This is a genomic window from Daejeonella sp., assembly GCF_046590655.1.
Classification (GTDB): domain Bacteria; phylum Bacteroidota; class Bacteroidia; order Sphingobacteriales; family Sphingobacteriaceae; genus Daejeonella.
In genome coordinates, this window is sequence record NZ_JBKJUM010000133.1 from 26,483 (window position 1) to 46,681 (window position 20,199).

Genomic DNA, 20,199 nt, shown 5'->3' on the forward strand with positions numbered 1-20,199 from the left:
AATCCATTTTTGCCAATTGCCAGATTGGACGCTTAGGCAGTCCGTTATACAGAAAAACTCTCACCGCAACCACATGTCCGTGTTGCATTTGGATTATGGAAGTTAAAACCTTTCCCATTCAATCCATCGGAGAAATCCAGTTCTGTCCCAGCTAGGTATAGGAAAGATTTCATATCGAGAGCCAAACGAACCCCCTGATCTTCAAAAAACTGGTCTCCTGGTTTTTCTTCGTTGTCGAAATCCATCTTATAGGATAACCCGGAGCATCCGCCTCCCTGAACAGACACACGAAGAAAATAACTGTTGTCCAGTCCATTTTCAGACATTAGCTGCTCTACTTTGCTTTTAGCTTTTTCGGTTACAGTTACCATTTTTTTCAGTCTTAGGAATCGCTAATCTTAATGATGAGATTTAGCAACTTCTAAAGCTTCCATTCCATTTTTAACACGATAATCATTGATCGCTGCCTTAATCGCATCTTCTGCTAATACAGAACAATGGATTTTTACCGGCGGCAGTGCGAGTTCCTCAACAATATCCATGTTGTCAATTTTCATTGCGTCATCTATGGACTTCCCTTTAAGCCATTCTGTTGCCAATGAAGATGAGGCAATTGCCGATCCGCATCCAAAAGTTTTGAATTTAGCATCGGTAATCATATGATTTTCATCAACCTCGATCTGAAGGCGCATTACGTCGCCGCATTCAGGTGCCCCAACTAATCCAGTCCCTACAGCGCTACTGGCTTTATCTAAAGTTCCAACATTCCGGGGATGTGTGTAGTGATCAATTACTTTTTCTGAGTATGCCATTTTGTTGATGTTTATTTTTCCTTTGTCAAAAAGGTATTAATTTAATATTTTTTGTATCTAAATTCTATTTTGTTTGGTTGTGGGCTAGTCAAACTGGGCGCTTAAGCATGCGTCAACACTTATTACGAACAACGTATAACTTTCAAGCGTCTATCACGTACAACGTATTACGTAAACGTATAACGTCTAATGTTCCGCCCATTCGATCTTATCCAAGTCGACTCCTTCTTTAAACATTTCCCAAAGTGGTGAAAGATCCCTTAAATGATTAACCGCTTTTTTAGTTTGTTCTATAGCAAAATCTACTTCTTCTTCTGTTGTAAAGCGGCCCAGGCCGAAACGAATGGAAGAGTGTGCAAGATCATCAGATAACCCAAGGCTTTTGAGAACGTAAGAGGGTTCAAGTGAAGCCGAAGTACAAGCCGATCCGGACGATACCGCCAGATCTTTCATTGCCATCATCAAACCTTCGCCTTCAACATATTTGAAAGAAATGTTTGCAACGTGAGGTAATCGATGTTCAGTATTACCGTTCACATAACTTTCTTCCATAGTTGTTAGTGAGGCCTGCAATTTGTCGCGCAAAGCCGATAAACGGGACGCCTCAGATTCCATTTCCAGCTCACAAAGTTCACATGCCTTACCTAATCCAACTATCCCGGGGACGTTTAATGTACCTGAACGCATTCCTCGCTCGTGGCCACCACCGTCCATTTGAGCAGTTACTTTAACTCTTGGATTTTTACGACGAACATAGAGTGCCCCAACTCCTTTTGGCCCGTACATTTTATGCGCCGTAAAAGCCATCAAATCTATACCATCAGCATTAACGTTTACAGGGATTTTACCAACAGCTTGCGTTGCGTCGGTCATAAACAAGGCTCCGTGCTTGTGCGTAATAGCAGAAATTTCTCTTATCGGTTGAATAACGCCAATTTCGTTGTTGCCATACATGATAGCAACAAGTATAGTTTTTTCCGTTATTGCAGCTTCCAGCTCGGCAAGATCAATTAAACCATCAGCTTTTACGCCGAGATAAGTTACTTCGCCTCCCAGTTTCTCTACGTGTTTGCAGGCATCAATAACTGCCTTATGTTCAGTAACACATGTAATGATGTGATTACCCTTTTCTTTATACATTTCGAAAACACCTTTGATCGCAAGGTTGTCAGACTCGGTCGCGCCGGAAGTGAAAATAATTTCTTTTTCACTCGCCCCTATTAGCTTTGCAACCTGCTCACGTGCATAATCAACACCCTCCTCAGCCGCCCATCCAAAAGGATGGTTTCTGCTCGCAGCATTACCAAATTTCGCGTTAAAATATGGCAGCATTGCATCCAGAACCCTGGGATCCATAGGTGTTGTTGCATTGTTATCTAGGTATATCGGCAAATTCATTTTTATATATTTATGTTCAGTTTTTTCATTAGTCCAAAGATACGAAATATTTTTTGCAGTAATTATCAAATATCACTACCTACATAGGCATAAAATGGTCATTTTTATGCCATAAAAAGGTAATTATGAAGAAGATTGATCATATCGGTATCGCTGTTAAAGACCTTGCACACTCGTCTGATTTATATCGGCGGCTTCTGGGTTACGGAAGTTACAAAACCGAGATCGTCGATACGGAGAAAGTAATCACTGAGTTTTTCAAAATTAACGAAAGTAAGCTTGAGTTGCTTCAGGCCAGCTCCGACGAGAGTGCAATTGCGAAATTCATAGAAAAACGAGGTGAAGGGATTCACCACATTGCTTTTGCTGTAGATAATATCGTTGATGAAATGGCCAGATTAAAAGCGGATGGATTTCAATTACTTAGCGAAAAGCCCAAAAAAGGTGCTGATAATAAGCTAGTTTGTTTTGTGCACCCGAAGGCGATGAGTGGAGTTTTGATTGAATTATGTGAGTCGATTGAAAGGTGAAATGTGAAAACTATTAATTCTACCACAACCGACAGCCTGATTTTGGATCTAGACGGAACCCTTTGGGACGCATCCGAAATCTGCGCAAAGGCATGGAGCGACTTGCTGACCGGGCTTGGAATAACCGAGTACTCCATCGATGCACCTACTATTCGCGCAGTATCTGGTTTGAGCATCGATAAAGTTTTTAAAGAACACTTTACATTTATCCCGGAAAGTATGCGTTAACAACTTCTGGATGCTTAGAAACCAAAAGAATCGGAGTACATGAAAAAATTTGGCGGAACCTTATATCCGGAAGTCAAGAATGTATTAATGGACTTGACCGTGCTCTGGTAAAACAGGAAAACCAACAAGCGAGAACATTAGATCGATAGTTGAAAGAACAGCCTTAAAAGCCCGTTTACATCGGCGATCCAATTTGGGATTATGATGCTGCGGCGAGTGCACAGGTACCTTTTATTTACGCTGAGTATGGATTTGGACAGGTCAACAATGCAGAATGGAGAGTTAATGACTTCAAAAGTCTTGGCGTACTATTCATAAGAGGACCATAGGCTCCAGTCGCTGGTCTTCAAATATTTTCAAATTCATTTTAACTAATTAGATTTTTTCCTATATTTGCACCTCTTAAAAAGTATTGAAGATGAAAGCTGAATTGCATCCCAAAAATTATAGGTTAGTAGTGTTTAAAGACATGTCTAATGAATATTCTTTCTTAACGAAATCTTGCATTGACACGAAAGAAAGTATTAAATGGGAAGATGGAAACGAATATCCACTTGTAAAACTAGAGATATCACACACATCTCATCCGTTTTACACTGGTAAAATGAAACTGGTTGATACCGCAGGCCGGATTGACAAATTCCGTTCACGTTACGAAAAGAAATAATAATATTTCAAATAATAAATGAAAGTCCCGACCGATAAGGCCGGGACTTTTTTTTATTTTTGACCATGACTGTAATTCTTTTCGACGACCAGTTCCGAAATAACTTGCTTCCACTAACTTATACCCGACCGGTATCAGCGATTAGGGTAGGAATTCTTACCATTGCTGAAAAGTGGGCTTTCTATTTTAAAACTACTCCTTTCTACCTAACAGAACAATATCTGCAGGAAAAATATCCCTTCCGCGTCAGCGAATTTAATATTATGGTTAACGGATCTATCTGTCCTGACGAAGAGCTGGTGGAAGCAATAGAAAGGCTGGCTGAGGGCGATGCAATTGTTGCAGACGGGATTTTGATTGCTGTAAAATTAAACGAGTCAGGAGTAAAGGAATTCAATTTAAATCGAACAGAGGAATACAATAAAAATGAGTACACAAGCCGTCTTCTAAGAATATCATTTCCAGAAGATATTTTCAGCAATAATGACCAAGAGATTAGAATGGATTTTAGCATTCTGACAAAGGGGCGTTCATCGGCATCATTAAGCAGCACTAACACAGTTTTAGGAGATAACATATTCGTAGAAGAAGGTGCAACTGCTGAATGCTCAACTTTTAATACTATACAAGGTCCAATTTATTTGGGAAGGGATTCTCAGATTTGGGAAGGCTCTCATATCAGAGGCTCATTTGCACTTTGTGAAGGGTCGATTGTTAAAATGGGCGCTAAAATATATGGAATGACCACCATCGGGCCTTACTCAAAAGCAGCCGGTGAATTAAATAACTCAGTAATCTTTGGCAATTCGGCAAAAGGTCATGAAGGATATCTGGGTAACTCAGTTGTTGGAGAATGGTGTAATATCGGTGCCGACAGCAATAATTCGAACATGAAGAATAATTACGCGGAAGTAAGGCTATGGGATTACCAAATGGAAAATTATCGCCCGACAGGGCTGCAGTTTTGCGGCTTAATAATGGGCGATCACTCAAAGTGTGGTATCAACACAATGTTTAATACTGGAACTGTTGTAGGCGTTAGTGCAAATATATTTGGCGCTGGCTTTCCCCGCAATTATGTCCCTGATTTTGCATGGGGAGGTAGTCAGGGCTTTGGGACATATAGTCTGGCGAAAATGTTCGAAACTGCGGAGCGGGTTTATGATCGCAAAAAGGAAGTTTTTGGAGAAATGGATAAAAAGATATTGACAAGGGTTTTCGAGCTCAGTAATAAATACAGGAGATTTTAAGGCCATTGACGGTAGACAGTGGGCAGTAGAGACTCGATATTTATCGGGTTAAAATTACCAATACGAGGAGTTATAAGTTGTAAGTAATAAGTTATAAGTGGCGGGTCTATCCGCTCAGCCTAACAACCAACAACGAACAACCAATTTGCTTAACAAAAATTCTAAATAAATGAGAAAAAAAATTGTTGCCGGAAACTGGAAAATGAATCTAGATCATGCGGCTGGCCTGCAGCTGTATGCTGAGATACTTAAGCTGATCAACGAAGATGTTAAAGGTCAGCAGAAAGTGGTAGTTTGCCCACCATCTATCCATATAACTAGCCTGACACAACTTTCAATTGGCAATTCAATTGTCGCTTTAGGAGCACAAAATTGCCATCAATTTAACTCGGGCGCCTATACAGGTGAAATTTCCGCATCTATGCTGAAATCCTCAGGAGCGGATTATGTAATTATCGGACATTCGGAGCGCAGGGCATTTTTTGCAGAAGATGACCTTGTACTTGCGCAAAAACTGGATGTTGTTCTGGAAAATGGACTCATTCCAATATTTTGTATTGGAGAAACATTAGAACAACGCAACGCCGGAACTCATTTTGACATAATTGAAAGTCAGTTAAAAGAGGCTGCGTTTCATCTGGACGGAAGCCAATTCCAAAAACTAGTGCTTGCTTACGAACCTGTTTGGGCAATTGGTACAGGCCTGACTGCCACACCCGAACAAGCCCAGGAGGTCCATGCGTTTATACGCGCAAAAGTAGCCGAACACTATAGTTCTGATTTAGCGAACGAACTATCGATACTTTACGGCGGAAGTTGTAACCCCAAAAACGCCGCTGAATTATTCAGCCAAAAAGACATTGACGGAGGACTAATCGGCGGCGCTTCCTTGAAAGCAAGGGATTTCATAGACATAATAAAGGTTTTTAATTCTTAGACGGACTAAGATTACTAGCAAAATCCATGCTCATTGGAAAAGATAGGAAATGCTGTAGTTTACAAATTCTCGCCAATAACTTTCGATCTTTAACTAATTATGAACTATCAAGAGTATAACTTTACAATTCATGGGGCAGAAGAATTTCACCAGGATCTTCTTATAAAATCTCTTTCTGAGATAGGTTTCGACACATTTGAGGACATGGAAAGCGGTTTTAAAGCTTATATTCCTGAAGAAAAATCTGTCGGTGATCAGCTGAATGAAATTGCTAGCTTGTATTCAGATATGTTCAGATTCAACTTCAATGTCAAATCAATACCTCATCAAAACTGGAATGAGGTTTGGGAAAGTAACTACCAACCGCTTCGGATTAAAGACCGATGCTATATTCGTGCAACTTTTCATGAACCGCATCCGGAATATGAATTTGAGATAATTATCGATCCGAAAATGGCATTTGGTACAGGGCACCATCAGACTACGTCCCTAATGATGGAACTGATGATGGAAACTGACTTCAGAAATAAAAAAGTACTTGATATGGGCTGCGGAACCGGGATCCTTGCGATACTTGCTTCTCATTTAGGAGCCACTGAAATTATAGCTATTGACTACGACCAAATCTGTTATGAAAGTACTAAAGAAAATTCTACTCTCAATAAAGTGACTAACATCTCCCCTCTTTGCGGATCAAAAGAAGCAATTCCAAATGCAACTTTTAATATTATCCTTGCGAATATTAATCGGAATATTCTTTTGGATCAAATAGACCGGTATGCAGAAGTTTTGTCGCCCGGTGGAATCATTTTCTTCAGTGGCTTTTATGAGAATCCAGATTTGGACATAATTACTAATAAATCTAAAGCAAATGGCCTGAACTATATCTCCCATAAGAATCAGAGTAACTGGATAGCAGCAAAATTTCAATCGAAATCTCATGATTCAGCGTGATTGTATATTATAGTAGACGAAAAATTAATTCGTTTGAAATAACATTATCTACATTTGATTGTCAAATTTTTTCTAAATAATAGATCGAAAATATTATTTTATATTAATAAGATGTTAAATTAATGTTGCTATTGACCTTCTGCGCTTGATCCCGCAATGTCATTTATCTATAAACTTCGGCATTCAAAGCCCTAAGAGGCGTAAATTTGGTTTGTGCTGAATGACCGTTTTCTTTTTTTTTCTCTATTGCAAATATTTGTTTTCGTAATTAATTTAAACAATAATCATAATTCCTAAATATTGGAAAGGTTTTTGAATCAATTACTTAAAAATTAGAAAGCTATATAGCTATTTTTACAAAATAAGCGATGTATAGGCTGACATTATTGGTTCGAGATAATTAATTAACAATACGATGAAGACATTAGGGAAAAAAATTAGATTATTGAGGCATCAAAAGAGCTGGAGCCAGGAAGATGTTGCAAAACGACTGGAGATATCGATTCCTGCGTTCTCTAAAATAGAAACTGGCATCACCGATGTAAATTTATCTCGCCTTGAGCAGATTTCAAAACTCTTCGACATGAGTGTCGTTCAGTTACTAACATTCAACGACGCGGAAAGCCAGGAAAAATACACTTCGGAATTGGATGAACTGAGTAAAAAAGTAGCTGAAAGAGAAAAAGAAGTTATCGACCTTCAAAAAAGGATTATAGATTTGTATGAAGAGCTTAGGACGGTTAAGATCTAATAACAGTAGACAGTAACTACTTTCACCCCATACCGAATATAACTTTTATTACAGAGGCCACAATTTCAGTTCATTGTGAAACAATCATTGATCTAAAGCAGCAGCCAGGCAGTCTTTAATATATGGATGTTAACCGTCATCTGAATTTGTCTGCCGTCAACCATCCTGGTCAATTGTCAATCTCATAGCTATTGGGTCTCAAACACCTTCCTCATCGTAGCATGCCTTTTCCCAAAAGTTGCACCTGCCGCTTCGTGAATTGCCAACATTTTATCATTAAAATCGCCCACCCATGAAAGTTCAAGCTCTTTGTATTGATTTAAAGGTATTACATATTCCTTAAGCTTTATGAATAGTACTGACTCCAATCCGTGTTTTTGAAATGCCTGTTTAGTACCCATTACTACAGCTCTCATACGGGTAACTCCTATCCAACGTCTGTAAACGAATTGGAGTTTTTGAATAATTCCCAACTTTCCATTAAAATTCCTGATCATTTGATTGGCATCGGGCAGCATTACGATAACGGACGCTGGCTCATTATTTACATAAGCGAACCAGATGAGTTTTTCGTCCATCACTGCTTTCATCTTGTTAAAAGCTTCGAGGGCTTTTTTAACGTTTAATGGAACGAAGTTTTCAAAATCCTTCCAGGCATCATTATAAATTTCAACAAAATCAGCGGCGAATTTTTCGAGCTTAAATGCTTCAAGATTTTTAAATGTATATCCAGGTTTGTTAGATACCCACGTAGCGATCTTTGTAAAACGCTCCGGAAACGGCTTATTCACATCCAGATGATTAGTGATTTGTTCATATAATATCTTAAACCCATAATCTTCAAAGAGCTTTTGATAATAATAATGATTGTAATTCATTCCATAAGAAGGGGTAGTAAACCCTTCGATCAATAGCCCCCAGAAACTATCATTTTCGCCGAAATTTATAGGTCCGTCCATGGCCCTCATTCCCCTTGCTGCAAGCCATGCCTGCGCAGTATCAAACAATAGCCCGGCGGCATTTTGGTCATTTATGCATTCGAAGAAACCTACACCGCCAGTCGGCTGCGCTGCCTGGTAAGCTTTATCCTCATTGATAAATGCAGCAATACGTCCTATTAATTTCCCATCATCCGACCTCAAAACCCATCTTGTTATGGAGCCGTGGCTGTGAAAAACATTTAGGTTAGGATCAAATACTGCGATTAAGTCCTTATCCAGCGGACAAACCCAGGTTTTATCACTTTCGTATATTCGTCTCGCCACGTCCAAAAACTCATGAGCACTCCTCGCATCAGCCACTTCTTTTATAATCATATTTAACTACATAAAAAAGCATTCAGCTTTTTACTGAATGCCCTAAATATTACAATAATAAATTCTTAAAAATCGTCTTCCTCCTCATCATCATTGTACTCGTCAAATCCCTTAATATCATCGTCCAAAGGAAGATCAAAATCATCATCATCTTCGTCGTCAATGACAGGCTTTTTGTAGTTCAGTTCATCATCATCTTCGTCGTCGTCATCCTGAACCCTCTTCCTCGGATCTAGGGAACTTCTAAAAGTATCCCTGGCTATTGGCGCTTTTATTGACGTTATCATCTCTAGCAATTATACTTCGTTTTGATTTATGAATATAAAAATAGGAAGTTTTTGACTTTAAAAGACTTCTTTTGAAAATTTAATAAATCCTAATCTTTGGGGTGCCCTATTGTATTGCTTTCTATTTGGATATCTGACAATTGAGGCAGGTCTAAAGTGGAATTAATTCCGAAATAATCCATAAAAAGGCTGCTAGTTCCATATAATATTGGCCTTCCCACGGTGTCAGCTTTCCCCAAAATAGTAATCAGCTCCCTTTCTAAAAGCTTTTGAACCGTGTAATCACAGTTTACGCCACGTATTTGCTCGATCTCAAGTTTAGCTATTGGCTGTTTATAGGCAACGATAGCAAGCGTTTCAAGTGCAGCTTGGCTTAGCTTTTTCTTCGAGCGCTGGATTTGGAGCTGGTTGATCACCGGGTAATATTCTTTACGGGTGAGAAACTGGTACCCACCGTTGATAAAAACCAGTTCCAGAGCCAGATCAAGCGAATCATATTTACGACGGATGTCGTCTATAATCGACTTTATCTTCTCTGACTTTAATTTTTTCAACTGGGCTCCTTCCATCACCTGTCCTATTTCATCCACGCCTATACTTTTTTCAGAAGCAAATATTAGTGCTTCAATGAAGTTGTCTAGCTTCTCTAAACCCATAAACAAACATAGCATAAAGCACATTTATCGAAAAATATTTCTATAAGTATTATCATAGGCAGTAATGCAACATTCCTAAAAGTTGTAAAGATCGAAAAACCACTCTTAAAATATTGTCGTACATATAGCCAATCAACAGTATTCAATTATAACCCAAAAGAGATCGAACCTGTATAACGATTAAGAAAAGCAGGTTTGCGGACAAAATTAAAACCTATGAATATGAAAAACTCAACAAAATCGGAGGATCAGGCTTTACTAAAAGAGCAAGATTTCTTTTCGTCTAAAGTAGAGCGTCGCTCCTTCTTGCGCTTTGCAGGTGCTGGTGCAGCAGGGATTGCCTTGGTTGCCGCTGGATGTAAAAAAGACAAACTTGAATCCGGCGTGTATCTTGGAAGTGGCGACATAGGTATCCTGAATTACGCTTATGCATTGGAGCAGTTAGAAGCTGCATTTTATGTGCAAGTTGCAAGTTCATTTTACACTGGCGCTACTCAAGCTGAGAAAGACATACTTATTGACATTCGTGATCATGAAGTTGCACACCGGGAATTTTTTAAGAATGTATTAGGAACCAGCGCAATCGGTGGACTTGAAGTAAATTTCTCGTCAATCAATTTTGCCGATAGAACAAGTGTTTTGGGTACCGCGAAGGCATTTGAAGATCTGGGTGTTTCTGCTTACAACGGTGCTGGATTTTTACTTAGAGATGCAGGTTATTTAACAGTTGCAGGTAAAATTGTTTCGGTAGAAGCCAGACATGCTGCAGTAATCCGCGAGTTGCTCACCCCAAATTCTTTTGCTAACAATGAAGTACTCGATGCCGACGGGCTCGATAAATCCCGTATGCCTTTGGAAGTGTTAGGGATAGCATCAGCATTTGTTAAAACCAAAATAAACGCTAACGATTTACCAACTACTTAATTAAACAGACATGAACATTTTAAATATATTAGACGAAATTGAAAAAGTGGACGGTGAAGTCTACGAACGATTGAATCCGAGAAGAAAAGCCATGAAGGATTTCTTCAACTTCGGAAGCAAAGTTGCCGCAGCATCTCTTCCATTTGCTATTGGATCTATGTTCAAGACAGCATATGGTCAGACAACGGCAACTGTTGAGCAAGTATTTCAATATGCCCTCACTCTTGAGTATCTGGAAGCAGAATTTTATGTAAGAGGAGTAGCAGCTCCTGGTCTAATTCCAGCTGGTGCCTCTTTGGGAGCAATCACTGTTATTCGTGATCACGAAACCCAGCATGTGGCATTCCTTCGTAAAGCATTACAGGGTTTAGGAAAAACTCCTGTTGCCAAACCGACATTTGATTTTTCTGCAGGTAATGGATCAGGTACAGGACCATTCGCAACAGTGTTTACTAATTATGACATTTTTCTAGCTGTAGCACAGGTTTTTGAAGATACTGGTGTAAGAGCATATAAAGGTCAGGCTCCGAATCTATTAAGACAAGGTGCCTTATTGACCGCGGCTCTGAATATACATTCAGTAGAAGCGCGACATGCAGCTAAGGTCCGTCAAATGCGCAAAGCACGTGGCGCGAATGTTAAACCTTGGATTACAGGTAAAGATAACGGTATCGGCCTAGCAGCGGTTCAACCTTCATATGATGGTGAAGAACTGGATACTCAGGCAGGAATTAAGATCACAGGCATCAACGGCCAGGCGATCAGCTTCAACGCTGCAACCGAGTCATTTGATGAACCTTTAACAATGGGCCAGGTTTTAGGAATAGTAGACCCATTTATTGTTTAGTGGAAAGTTTTAGAGATGAGTGGAAAGGGAGTCGAAAGACTCCCTTTTTTTATGTTGGAATTCTTATCAGGACTTCGGTTCCAAAATGACCTGTTTGTTGCTGGTGTATAAATATATGCCGTTTGCTAAGCTTGTTTAACAAACTCACTCTTTCCCGTATTAGATCCATTCCCCTGCTAATATGCCCAGCTTTAGTTATATGAGCAGAATTGTTGATTCCTATCCCATTATCTATAATCCTTATCACGAGATCTGAATCTTCCAGATGGAATTTCAATTTTACAATACCTCCTTCCACCATAGGCATAATTCCATGCCAGATAGCATTTTCAAGGAAAGGTTGTACAAGCATTGAGGGAATGATTATCTCCTCAGTATCAATATTTTCATCGATGGTGATTTCATATTCCATTTTATCTGGAAATCTTACCTTCTCCAGCGACAGATATAAAATGAGGTAAGCCAATTCCTCTTGAACAGATATGGTACCGTTCATACAGATTTCAAGATGTTTTCTCGCAAGCCGGGCACATCCTGAAAGAACCTGATTAGCACTTTTGACATCGGCCATATTAATGAAGTGTTGAATCGAGTTCATTACATTAAATACAAAGTGAGGGTTCATCATTGCTTGTAACGCTTTCTGCTCCAGTGTCGTGATAGTACTCTGGTCAGCAAATTCCCTGCGTTTTCTATTTTTTTCTTTCCAGGAATTGTATAAGAGTGCACCGATTACTAGTAACAATACTACCAAAAGACTTAAACTGCTTATCCATTTTGAAGTAGCCTCTCTATATTTCTGCCTTGCAATTATCAGTTCACTTTCCTGAATTTTCTGCTGCTGTAGATAATGCCGGGAATTAAAATCAATATTCGAAGAGAGATTTTGGTTTAATACCAAACTGTCATTATGATAGGCTAGTGAAAGGTATTTTATAGCTTTTTCATAATTCTTTCTTTTCAATTCTAAGTCGTATGATAACCGCACAAAGTCATTATCCATGCTTCGACTATCTACTTTTTTAGAATAATTCAAGCCTACTGAAATTGCAGAGTCAGCTAAACTAAACTCATTCTGATCCAAATAAATATACGATAGAGATAAATAGCAGCTACCTAGCGTTGTATATAATTTAAGATCCTTTGCCATTTGAATCGCCTGAATCAATCGGGATTTCGCCAGATCAATCTGATTCAGACGATAGTAAACCCGTCCGGTATTTTGCAGATAAATCACCATCGATACGGTGTCCTTAAGTTTCCGGAAAATTTCATAGCTACGTTCCAAATATTGCAGCGATTTATCGTATTCTAATTTTTTGGAATACGCCAAGGCGATATTAAAATATATTCCGCCAATTAGTTCTTCGTCCTTTACCTTTTGGGCTATCTGAAAAGCAGTATTAAAATAGCGCAGTGCCTTATCAGGATCATTGTGCTTATATAAGGTGCCAATATTATTGTAAGTTCTCGCAATTTTCTTATCATCATTCAGTTGTTTGAAACATCGCAATGCTTCGATGTAATTCTTCATTGATAATGAATTATTTTCTAAATAGGCAAAGCCCACTCCCTTTATCCGATAGGACTCGGCTATGCCAGGGAGATAATTTATTCGCTGAGCTATCCTTAGCGCACTGTCTGCAATTTCAATGGAATTTTTCGGATCAGATAGTCGAGACTTAAAAGCCTTTTTATTCAAAATGATCACAAGTATGGAGTCTCTTGGATCAATATTATTTGCACTGAACGAGTTGTATGCAAACGAAGGTACATTTAACCGGAAACTATAAATAGCAATGACACCTGTTCCAACAGACAAAAAAATGTAAATCAGATACTTGTAATATTTCCTTTTCACGGCAGATGATGAGAGATATTTAAGCGACTCGTATAATAATTGAATTTAGCTTATTTGGCGGAGATAAAAAAGCGGCGAAACGCCCCAATCGTTTCGGCCGCTGATGATAAACCAGGCATATCATCATAGATAGATAAAAAATCTTAAGATTATACAACAAAAGTAACTGTGCAACTGACTTGAAATGATTAAGTTGGAGGAACGGTAGTAATTATTTAGTTAACGGTTTTTGGTAGTTAGCTGTCAAACCTAACGCTGTAAGTAAATTTCCTCCCTCCCTTTCAATATTCCAATTTCAACTCTAGCCCAAATTCCCTCAAAATCTTTACTTTTGCACAAATTCAAATACAATAATGAGCAACGGGTTATCTGAACAGGAAATTTTACGCCGAGAGGCAATGACTGAACTTCGCAAACTGGGGATTAATCCTTATCCGCCTGAAGCATTTGAGGTAAATGTAAATGCAAAGGATATTAAGGACAATTACGAACGTAATAAAACATCCTATAAAAGCGTCAGTTTTGCTGGTCGGATAATGAGCCGTCGGATAATGGGGAGCGCCTCATTTGCTGAACTTCAAGACTCAACCGGGCGAATTCAGGCATATCTTAACAGGGATGAAATTTGTACCGGAGAAGATAAAACTCTTTATAATACTGTGTTTAAAAAACTATTAGACATTGGCGATTTCATTGGTGTCAAAGGATATGTTTTTACAACCAAGACTGGCGAGATTTCAATTCACGTAAGTGAAATGAAGATACTGGCGAAGTCGCTAAAACCGCTGCCCATTGTAAAGCGGGATGATGAGGGACATATTTATGATGGATTTACTGATCCGGAGATGCGTTATCGCCAGCGTTATGTCGATCTTACCGTAAATCCTGAGTTTAAAAAAATCTTCCAGCACCGATCGAAGGTAATTAACACCATGCGGAACTATTTTGATAACCAGGGATGGATGGAAGTAGAAACTCCAATCCTGCAGCCAATTCATGGTGGTGCAGCCGCAAGGCCCTTTAATACGCATCATAATGCTTTAGACATGCCCTTATATCTGCGTATTGCGAACGAATTGTACCTGAAACGGCTAATTGTAGCAGGGTTTGATGGGGTTTATGAATTCGGCAAAATGTTCCGAAACGAAGGCATGGACCGAACTCATAATCCGGAGTTTACCTCTATGGAAATCTATGTAGCCTATAAAGACTATATCTGGATGATGGGTATGGTTGAAGAGTGCCTTGAAAAGATTGCAATAGCTATACATGGCCAGGCAACCATCAAAGTTGGCCAACACGAAATTGATTTTGCAGGTCCTTATGAAAAACTTTCAATGTATGATTCGATTAAGAAACATACCGGCATCGATGTTTCTAAAATGGATGAAGATACTCTAAGGACAACCTGTAAAGAGTTGAGGATCGAAACTGACGCGACGATGGGAAGAGGAAAATTGATCGACGAAATCTTTTCCGAAAAAGTGGAATCTCACCTTATACAGCCTACATACATAACCGATTATCCCATTGAGATGACCCCACTTGCTAAAAAACATCGCAGTGAAGAGGGACTTGTGGAACGATTCGAATTATTCGTTATGGGCAAGGAAATTGCCAATGCTTATACAGAACTTAATGACCCCATCGATCAGCGTCAACGCCTCGAAGATCAGTTGCTTCTTGCAGGCCGGGGTGATGAAGAGGCAATGGCCATGGACGAGGATTTCTTGCGTGCCCTTGAATATGGTATGCCGCCGACATCAGGCCTGGGAATTGGTATCGATCGACTGGTAATGCTCATGACTGATCAAAGTACGATTCAGGAAGTACTATTTTTCCCACAAATGAGGCCAGAAAAAAAGACAAAAATGATTTCTGCACATGAATTTACATCCCTGGGTGTTCCGGCTGAATGGGTTCCCGTTCTGAATAAAATGGGTTATAAGACAGCAGAAGAATTAAAGGCAGGCAACCCAAATAAAGTGTTTAACGACCTTGGCGGAATGCGTAAGAAGATGAAGCTGGAGATTGCGATGCCTTCGAAAGAGAGTGTAATGGAATGGTTTAATCGAGTGGAGAGGTGAAAGGTGTTTGCTGAAACAAGGCCATGAAATAACCGATATGATGACATCCGTAAAATGTCAACTTTCAAAACAACTTGTCAACTGGCGACCGTCAACTTTCAATTTTGTTAAAATCTCCTTGCGTTCCCTCTCTGCTGCACCACAGTCCTATCCATCTGCCCCATCTGCTCTTTCATCATTTTGATCTGATCAGCAAGTAATTTATTTTTATCTGCCTTTTTCGCTTCCTGGAGATACACAGTAGCTTCACGTTTGTTTCGCTTTGCCATAGCAATACCTGCCAGGCTGAGTTTCGCCAGCGCAATATTATGGTCCATAGTCATGCCGAGGCTTATAGCCCTTTTAAAATATTTTTCTGATTGAAGGGGTGCTTTTCTAGATTCGACAAGGCCTAATAACAAGTTATAATACCCATGCTGTCCTTTGAACAGTTCTGTTTCATAGTTGGTAATTTTCGCAAGCCATACAGCAGCGTGATCCATTTTATCTTTTCTCAGAAAGTACTGAGCAATAAGCATCTTTTCGTTAAATAAAAAAGTTACTCCGATTAATATAGCAACGAAAACTAAAGGTATACCCCATCCCCAGTATCCGTAAACCATTAATGTTACTGCTGCACCCAACACGATGGATGCAATAATCAATCTTATAAAATTAGGCATTGTCTTGTTATCTGTTAAATTTGCTGCAAATATCCGTTTATTTGAGCGTTTAACCAATATCTATCTTAGAAATTATGTCTGGTCAACTTGAGGAGAGCTGGAAGAAAGTCCTGCAGGATGAATTTGAAAAATCTTACATGATAAACCTTCGTAGCTTCCTGAAAACCGAGAAAACTGCTAGTCGCACTATATATCCGGAAAGCAAGGATATTTTCAGTGCATTTGCACATACCCCTTTTGATAAAGTCAAGGTCGTAATCCTGGGCCAGGATCCATATCACAAGCCCAATCAGGCACATGGGCTCTCTTTTTCCGTACAAAAAGGCATGCAATTCCCCCCTTCCCTGCAGAATATTTTTAAAGAACTATTGACTGAGTTTAAAGATTTCAAATATCCCAGCCATGGCAACCTTACCAAGTGGGCAGACCAGGGCGTGCTGCTTTTGAATGCCACCTTAACAGTTGGGGCTAACAAACCAGGCTCCCACCAAAAACAAGGCTGGGAAGTGTTTACCGACAAGGTCATCCAAACACTTGCCGAACAAAGATCAGGAATTATATTTCTTCTCTGGGGTAAATACGCACAGGCAAAATCAGCCCTGATCGACCCAAATAAGCATCATGTTTTGATCTCTGCTCACCCCTCTCCTTTCTCAGTTCACAAAGGCTTTTTTGGTAATGGACATTTTAGTAGAGTAAATGAAATTTTGGAGAAAGAGGGAAAGACGGGAATTGATTGGCAGGTTGGTTAATTAGCAAATGAGCCCGTTGGGAACAAATCAAATAAGCAATGGAACAGTGTTTTATGACTTTTCCTTTATTCAACTTCCAAGATCTTTAGGCAACTATCAAATTTATTCGCTCATTTAGTATTCCAATGGTACTGCTGGCTCTTTTTTATTTGTAGACATGATCATCATTGTCTGGAAGGTTTTAACAACCGAGATCCTGCTGATCTTGTCCATAATAACTCGTTCATAAGATTTAATATCTTTCACGTAAACTTTCAAAAGAAAATCGCACTGCCCTGTAACGTGATGACATTCTGTAATTTCTTTAATAGCTGCGATTTCCTCGAGAAAAACCTGAATAGTATTATTTTTATGGAAATCCAGTTGGATCTGAATAAATGTCTTTATGCCCAGGCCTAAAAGCTCTTCGTCCACCAAGGCGTGGTAGCTTTTTATGTAATGTGCCTGTTCTAATTTCCTAACCCGTTCGAGCGTTGGAGCCGGTGACAATCCCACGTCATGGGATAGCTGCAAATTTGTAATTCGCCCATTTTCCTGAAGAATCTTCAGAATTTTAAAATCTATCTTATCAAGTTCTACAGCCATACTTGTTCAAAAATAGAGTTTTTCCCCATGCAACCAAATTTTATTTTAAAAAACGCTTAAATTTATTGCACATATTTTTAATCTCAATTTAGATTAATCTAAATTTTTAATTAGGTTTGCTTAATTTATTATTTTATGCATTCATTCACAGAAGAAAATTACCTCAAAGCCATCTATCATTTAAGTGATCAAAATAAAACTGAGGTCAGCACTAATGCCATAGCCGAAGTAACAAACACTAAAGCCGCATCAGTAACTGATATGCTCAAGAAACTTGCCGACAAAAAACTGATCAACTATATTAAATACAAGGGAGTAACGTTAACGGATATTGGTGCAAAGGCTGCCGTGAACATCATCCGAAAGCACCGCTTATGGGAGGTTTTTCTAGTAGAAAAGCTTGGATTTAAATGGGATGAAGTGCACGACATTGCTGAGGAACTGGAACATATTAATTCCGCTGCTCTGATTGATCGGCTGGATGACTTCCTCGGAAACCCGGCCGCTGATCCACATGGTGACCCTATCCCAGACAGAATCGGTAATTTCATGCATAAGAAGCTTCTGAAGGTCGCCGAAATGAAGGAAGGGCAAGGCGGCACAATTTCGGGTGTAAATGAACATTCATCTGTCTTTCTTAAACATCTTGAGAAACTTAGGCTGACACTTGGGACTAAAATAATCATTGCCGAGCTCGTGGAGTTCGATGGGTCCATAATCCTGGGGGTCGATGGAAAAACAGAAGTAACAATTAGTCGCGAAGTGGCTAAAAATATTTTAGTGATTTTATGAGCAAGAACGACGAATCTTTGAGTGAAGTACACGGCTCTGTAGTCACATCCGGGAAAACCGGGTGGAGAAAACTAATGGCATTTATAGGTCCGGCTTATCTGGTAAGCGTAGGGTACATGGATCCGGGTAACTGGGCGACCGATATTGCAGGGGGAAGCCAATTTGGTTATAAGCTTATTTGGGTGTTGCTTATGTCGAATCTAATTGCACTTTTGTTACAGTCCCTTAGCGCCCGTTTAGGTATAGTAAGAGGACTCGATCTGGCGCAGGCATCCCGAAACGCCTACCCGAAGTACATCAATTATCCTTTATATGTTTTAGCTCAGATCGCCATAATCGCCTGCGATCTTGCCGAAATAATTGGAATGGCTATAGGTCTGAACTTGCTTTTTGGATTGCCCCTCATCTGGGGTGTGTCTATCACCATTCTGGATACGTTCCTGTTACTTTTTCTAATGAATAAAGGGATGCGGATGATGGAAGTATTTATTGTTTCCATGGTATTTATAGTCGGTATTTCTTTTCTGACAGAGATGTTTATTGTAAAACCTATACTGGGTGAAGTATTGTCAGGATTTAAACCATCAATTTTATCGGGCAACGCGTTATATATCGCCATAGGAATTATTGGTGCTACCGTAATGCCCCATAATTTATACCTGCACTCTTCTCTAGTCCAAACAAGAAAGATCGATCGTACCACCAAGGGGATAAAAGACGCGCTAAAATTTAATCTTATTGACACCACTATTGCGCTCAACCTCGCATTTTTCGTAAATGCGGCCATACTAATTCTAGCTGCTACGGCTTTTTATAAAAATGGTCTGTATGAAGTTGCGGAGATTCAGGATGCATATATGCTACTGGATAATATTTTTGGTTCTGTAGCCCCAACTCTTTTTGCTATAGCACTGATTGCATCCGGACAAAGCTCAACCATAACTGGAACCCTAGCCGGGCAGATTGTTATGGAGGGTCATCTCAATCTACGTATTCAGCCCTGGATAAGGCGACTATTAACTCGTCTACTGGCAATTATTCCAGCATTTTTTACGATAGTATATTTCGGCGAAGAAGCGCTTGGAAGTCTTCTGGTATTGAGCCAGGTGGTATTAAGTTTACAGCTTGGATTTGCTATTATTCCTTTGATACATTTTAATTCCGATAACAAAGCGATGAAGGAATATGTTATAAAACCATGGGTTAAGATCCTCGCATGGTTAAGCGCACTTATAATTGTAGGACTAAATGTCAAGCTTGTGATTCAGGAAGTTACAAATTGGCTAAGCGGGGGCGAAGATGTGTGGCTAATTTATGTGTTCGTAATACCAGTTATAATGAGCGTTAGTGTGTTATTATTATATGTGATATTCGTTCCATTGTATAAGAAACACAGCGGAAGTTTATCTAATGTGCCGCATGGCGGTGCTTTGGAAATTGGCAACATCGAAAGCATACAATATAAGATGATCGGAATCACTGTTGATTTTTCTAAGAAGGATATAAATACTATTCGCCACGCATTGATTCAGGGCGGCAAAGATGCTAAGTATGTGATGATACACATTGTAGAAACTGCGGGCGCACGTTTCCATGGTGAGATAGTACTTGATCACGAAACACAAAGTGATACCAATAACTTGGAAAAATATCAGCTTAACTTAAAAGAACTTGGTTATGATGCAGAGATCGCCATTGGATACGGAGTTGCTTCGAAAGCAATTTCTCAACTGGTTGAAACTAAAAATCTGGATCTCCTGGTAATGGGAGCGCATGGCCACAAGGGCATAAGTGACCTAATATTCGGAACGACGGTGGAGACCGTGAGACATAATGTAAGCATTCCAATCCTAATAATTAAATAAGCAGATCAAACGAGCAAGTCAGGGAAGAGTAGATGTTT

The 20,199-nt window shown here is 39.4% G+C and carries 22 protein-coding genes; 13 read left to right on the forward strand and 9 right to left on the reverse strand.

All coding sequences use genetic code 11. The annotated features are described in order from the left end of the window. Positions 1 to 44: 44 nt before the first annotated feature. The 3 genes from ACLL8Z_RS12480 to ACLL8Z_RS12490 all read right to left on the reverse strand — a co-directional run bounded on the left by ACLL8Z_RS12480 (position 45) and on the right by ACLL8Z_RS12490 (position 2,210). The gene (locus ACLL8Z_RS12480) at positions 45 to 371 is read right to left on the reverse strand and encodes a HesB/IscA family protein (protein ID WP_411275114.1); all 327 of its coding nucleotides are present in this window, start codon (positions 369 to 371) and stop codon (positions 45 to 47) included. 27 nt (positions 372 to 398) lie between these two features. Continuing rightward, positions 399 to 812, reverse strand: a complete 414-nt coding sequence (iscU, locus tag ACLL8Z_RS12485) for a Fe-S cluster assembly scaffold IscU (protein WP_411275115.1) — start codon at positions 810 to 812, stop codon at positions 399 to 401. 186 nt (positions 813 to 998) lie between these two features. Further along, on the reverse strand, positions 999 to 2,210 hold the full coding sequence (locus tag ACLL8Z_RS12490; protein WP_411275116.1) for an IscS subfamily cysteine desulfurase: 1,212 nt from the start codon (positions 2,208 to 2,210) through the stop codon (positions 999 to 1,001). 125 nt (positions 2,211 to 2,335) lie between these two features. Here ACLL8Z_RS12490 and mce point away from each other — a divergent pair, with 125 nt between their 5' ends. The 7 genes from mce to ACLL8Z_RS12525 all read left to right on the forward strand — a co-directional run bounded on the left by mce (position 2,336) and on the right by ACLL8Z_RS12525 (position 7,527). Continuing rightward, on the forward strand, positions 2,336 to 2,740 hold the full coding sequence (gene mce / locus ACLL8Z_RS12495; RefSeq protein ID WP_411275117.1) for a methylmalonyl-CoA epimerase: 405 nt from the start codon (positions 2,336 to 2,338) through the stop codon (positions 2,738 to 2,740). A 3-nt stretch (positions 2,741 to 2,743) separates the two neighbouring features. Then, a complete protein-coding gene (locus ACLL8Z_RS12500; protein ID WP_411275118.1) occupies positions 2,744 to 2,968 on the forward strand; it encodes a hypothetical protein in 225 nt (74 codons plus the stop codon). A gap of 418 nt (positions 2,969 to 3,386) precedes the next feature. Beyond that, positions 3,387 to 3,635, forward strand: coding sequence for a type B 50S ribosomal protein L31 (locus tag ACLL8Z_RS12505; RefSeq protein ID WP_079701873.1), 249 nt, complete (start codon positions 3,387 to 3,389; stop codon positions 3,633 to 3,635). A 65-nt stretch (positions 3,636 to 3,700) separates the two neighbouring features. Then, complete coding sequence (locus ACLL8Z_RS12510) at positions 3,701 to 4,885, forward strand: putative sugar nucleotidyl transferase (protein ID WP_411275119.1); 1,185 nt, start codon at positions 3,701 to 3,703, stop codon at positions 4,883 to 4,885. 169 nt (positions 4,886 to 5,054) lie between these two features. Beyond that, the gene (tpiA, locus tag ACLL8Z_RS12515; protein WP_411275120.1) at positions 5,055 to 5,822 is read left to right on the forward strand and encodes a triose-phosphate isomerase; all 768 of its coding nucleotides are present in this window, start codon (positions 5,055 to 5,057) and stop codon (positions 5,820 to 5,822) included. 99 nt (positions 5,823 to 5,921) lie between these two features. Next, on the forward strand, positions 5,922 to 6,776 hold the full coding sequence (gene prmA, locus ACLL8Z_RS12520) for a 50S ribosomal protein L11 methyltransferase (protein ID WP_411275121.1): 855 nt from the start codon (positions 5,922 to 5,924) through the stop codon (positions 6,774 to 6,776). A 415-nt stretch (positions 6,777 to 7,191) separates the two neighbouring features. After that, entirely contained in the window at positions 7,192 to 7,527 is a 336-nt protein-coding gene (locus ACLL8Z_RS12525; RefSeq protein ID WP_411275122.1) for a helix-turn-helix domain-containing protein, read from the forward strand. Between the two features lie 188 nt (positions 7,528 to 7,715). Here the strand turns inward: ACLL8Z_RS12525 and ACLL8Z_RS12530 are convergent, their stop codons facing one another. The 3 genes from ACLL8Z_RS12530 to scpB all read right to left on the reverse strand — a co-directional run bounded on the left by ACLL8Z_RS12530 (position 7,716) and on the right by scpB (position 9,801). Continuing rightward, complete coding sequence (locus ACLL8Z_RS12530) at positions 7,716 to 8,843, reverse strand: GNAT family N-acetyltransferase (RefSeq protein WP_411275123.1); 1,128 nt, start codon at positions 8,841 to 8,843, stop codon at positions 7,716 to 7,718. A 65-nt stretch (positions 8,844 to 8,908) separates the two neighbouring features. Then, a complete protein-coding gene (locus ACLL8Z_RS12535; RefSeq protein ID WP_411275124.1) occupies positions 8,909 to 9,130 on the reverse strand; it encodes a hypothetical protein in 222 nt (73 codons plus the stop codon). An 89-nt stretch (positions 9,131 to 9,219) separates the two neighbouring features. Beyond that, a complete protein-coding gene (gene scpB, locus ACLL8Z_RS12540; protein WP_411275125.1) occupies positions 9,220 to 9,801 on the reverse strand; it encodes an SMC-Scp complex subunit ScpB in 582 nt (193 codons plus the stop codon). Between the two features lie 207 nt (positions 9,802 to 10,008). Here scpB and ACLL8Z_RS12545 point away from each other — a divergent pair, with 207 nt between their 5' ends. Next, positions 10,009 to 10,710 carry a ferritin-like domain-containing protein gene (locus ACLL8Z_RS12545; protein ID WP_411275126.1) on the forward strand — a complete coding sequence of 234 codons (702 nt, stop codon included), beginning with the start codon at positions 10,009 to 10,011 and terminating at the stop codon, positions 10,708 to 10,710. Positions 10,711 to 10,720: 10 nt separating this feature from the next. Next, positions 10,721 to 11,557, forward strand: a complete 837-nt coding sequence (locus tag ACLL8Z_RS12550) for a ferritin-like domain-containing protein (protein ID WP_411275127.1) — start codon at positions 10,721 to 10,723, stop codon at positions 11,555 to 11,557. A gap of 49 nt (positions 11,558 to 11,606) precedes the next feature. Here ACLL8Z_RS12550 and ACLL8Z_RS12555 read toward each other — a convergent pair whose 3' ends face one another. Continuing rightward, positions 11,607 to 13,418: a tetratricopeptide repeat protein gene (locus tag ACLL8Z_RS12555; RefSeq protein ID WP_411275128.1), complete on the reverse strand. Its 1,812-nt coding sequence runs from the start codon at positions 13,416 to 13,418 to the stop codon at positions 11,607 to 11,609. A gap of 353 nt (positions 13,419 to 13,771) precedes the next feature. Between ACLL8Z_RS12555 and lysS the strand changes: the two genes are divergently transcribed. Continuing rightward, positions 13,772 to 15,505 (forward strand): lysine--tRNA ligase, encoded by a 1,734-nt coding sequence (gene lysS, locus ACLL8Z_RS12560; protein ID WP_411275129.1) that lies wholly within the window; start codon positions 13,772 to 13,774, stop codon positions 15,503 to 15,505. A 107-nt stretch (positions 15,506 to 15,612) separates the two neighbouring features. Here lysS and ACLL8Z_RS12565 read toward each other — a convergent pair whose 3' ends face one another. Then, the gene (locus tag ACLL8Z_RS12565) at positions 15,613 to 16,167 is read right to left on the reverse strand and encodes a DUF2892 domain-containing protein (RefSeq protein WP_411275130.1); all 555 of its coding nucleotides are present in this window, start codon (positions 16,165 to 16,167) and stop codon (positions 15,613 to 15,615) included. 74 nt (positions 16,168 to 16,241) lie between these two features. Between ACLL8Z_RS12565 and ung the strand changes: the two genes are divergently transcribed. Continuing rightward, positions 16,242 to 16,919 (forward strand): uracil-DNA glycosylase, encoded by a 678-nt coding sequence (gene ung / locus ACLL8Z_RS12570; RefSeq protein WP_411275131.1) that lies wholly within the window; start codon positions 16,242 to 16,244, stop codon positions 16,917 to 16,919. Between the two features lie 114 nt (positions 16,920 to 17,033). On the opposite strand, the gene ACLL8Z_RS12575 is transcribed toward ung, so the two are convergent. Further along, the gene (locus ACLL8Z_RS12575; RefSeq protein WP_411275132.1) at positions 17,034 to 17,504 is read right to left on the reverse strand and encodes an Lrp/AsnC family transcriptional regulator; all 471 of its coding nucleotides are present in this window, start codon (positions 17,502 to 17,504) and stop codon (positions 17,034 to 17,036) included. A gap of 135 nt (positions 17,505 to 17,639) precedes the next feature. On the opposite strand from ACLL8Z_RS12575, the gene ACLL8Z_RS12580 reads away from it, so the two are divergent. Together ACLL8Z_RS12580 and ACLL8Z_RS12585 are read left to right on the forward strand one after the other, a co-directional pair. After that, entirely contained in the window at positions 17,640 to 18,296 is a 657-nt protein-coding gene (locus ACLL8Z_RS12580; protein WP_411275133.1) for a metal-dependent transcriptional regulator, read from the forward strand. Further along, complete coding sequence (locus ACLL8Z_RS12585) at positions 18,293 to 20,161, forward strand: Nramp family divalent metal transporter (RefSeq protein WP_411275134.1); 1,869 nt, start codon at positions 18,293 to 18,295, stop codon at positions 20,159 to 20,161. The genes ACLL8Z_RS12580 and ACLL8Z_RS12585 overlap by 4 nt, the downstream gene beginning before the upstream one ends. The last annotated feature ends 38 nt before the right edge of the window (positions 20,162 to 20,199 follow it).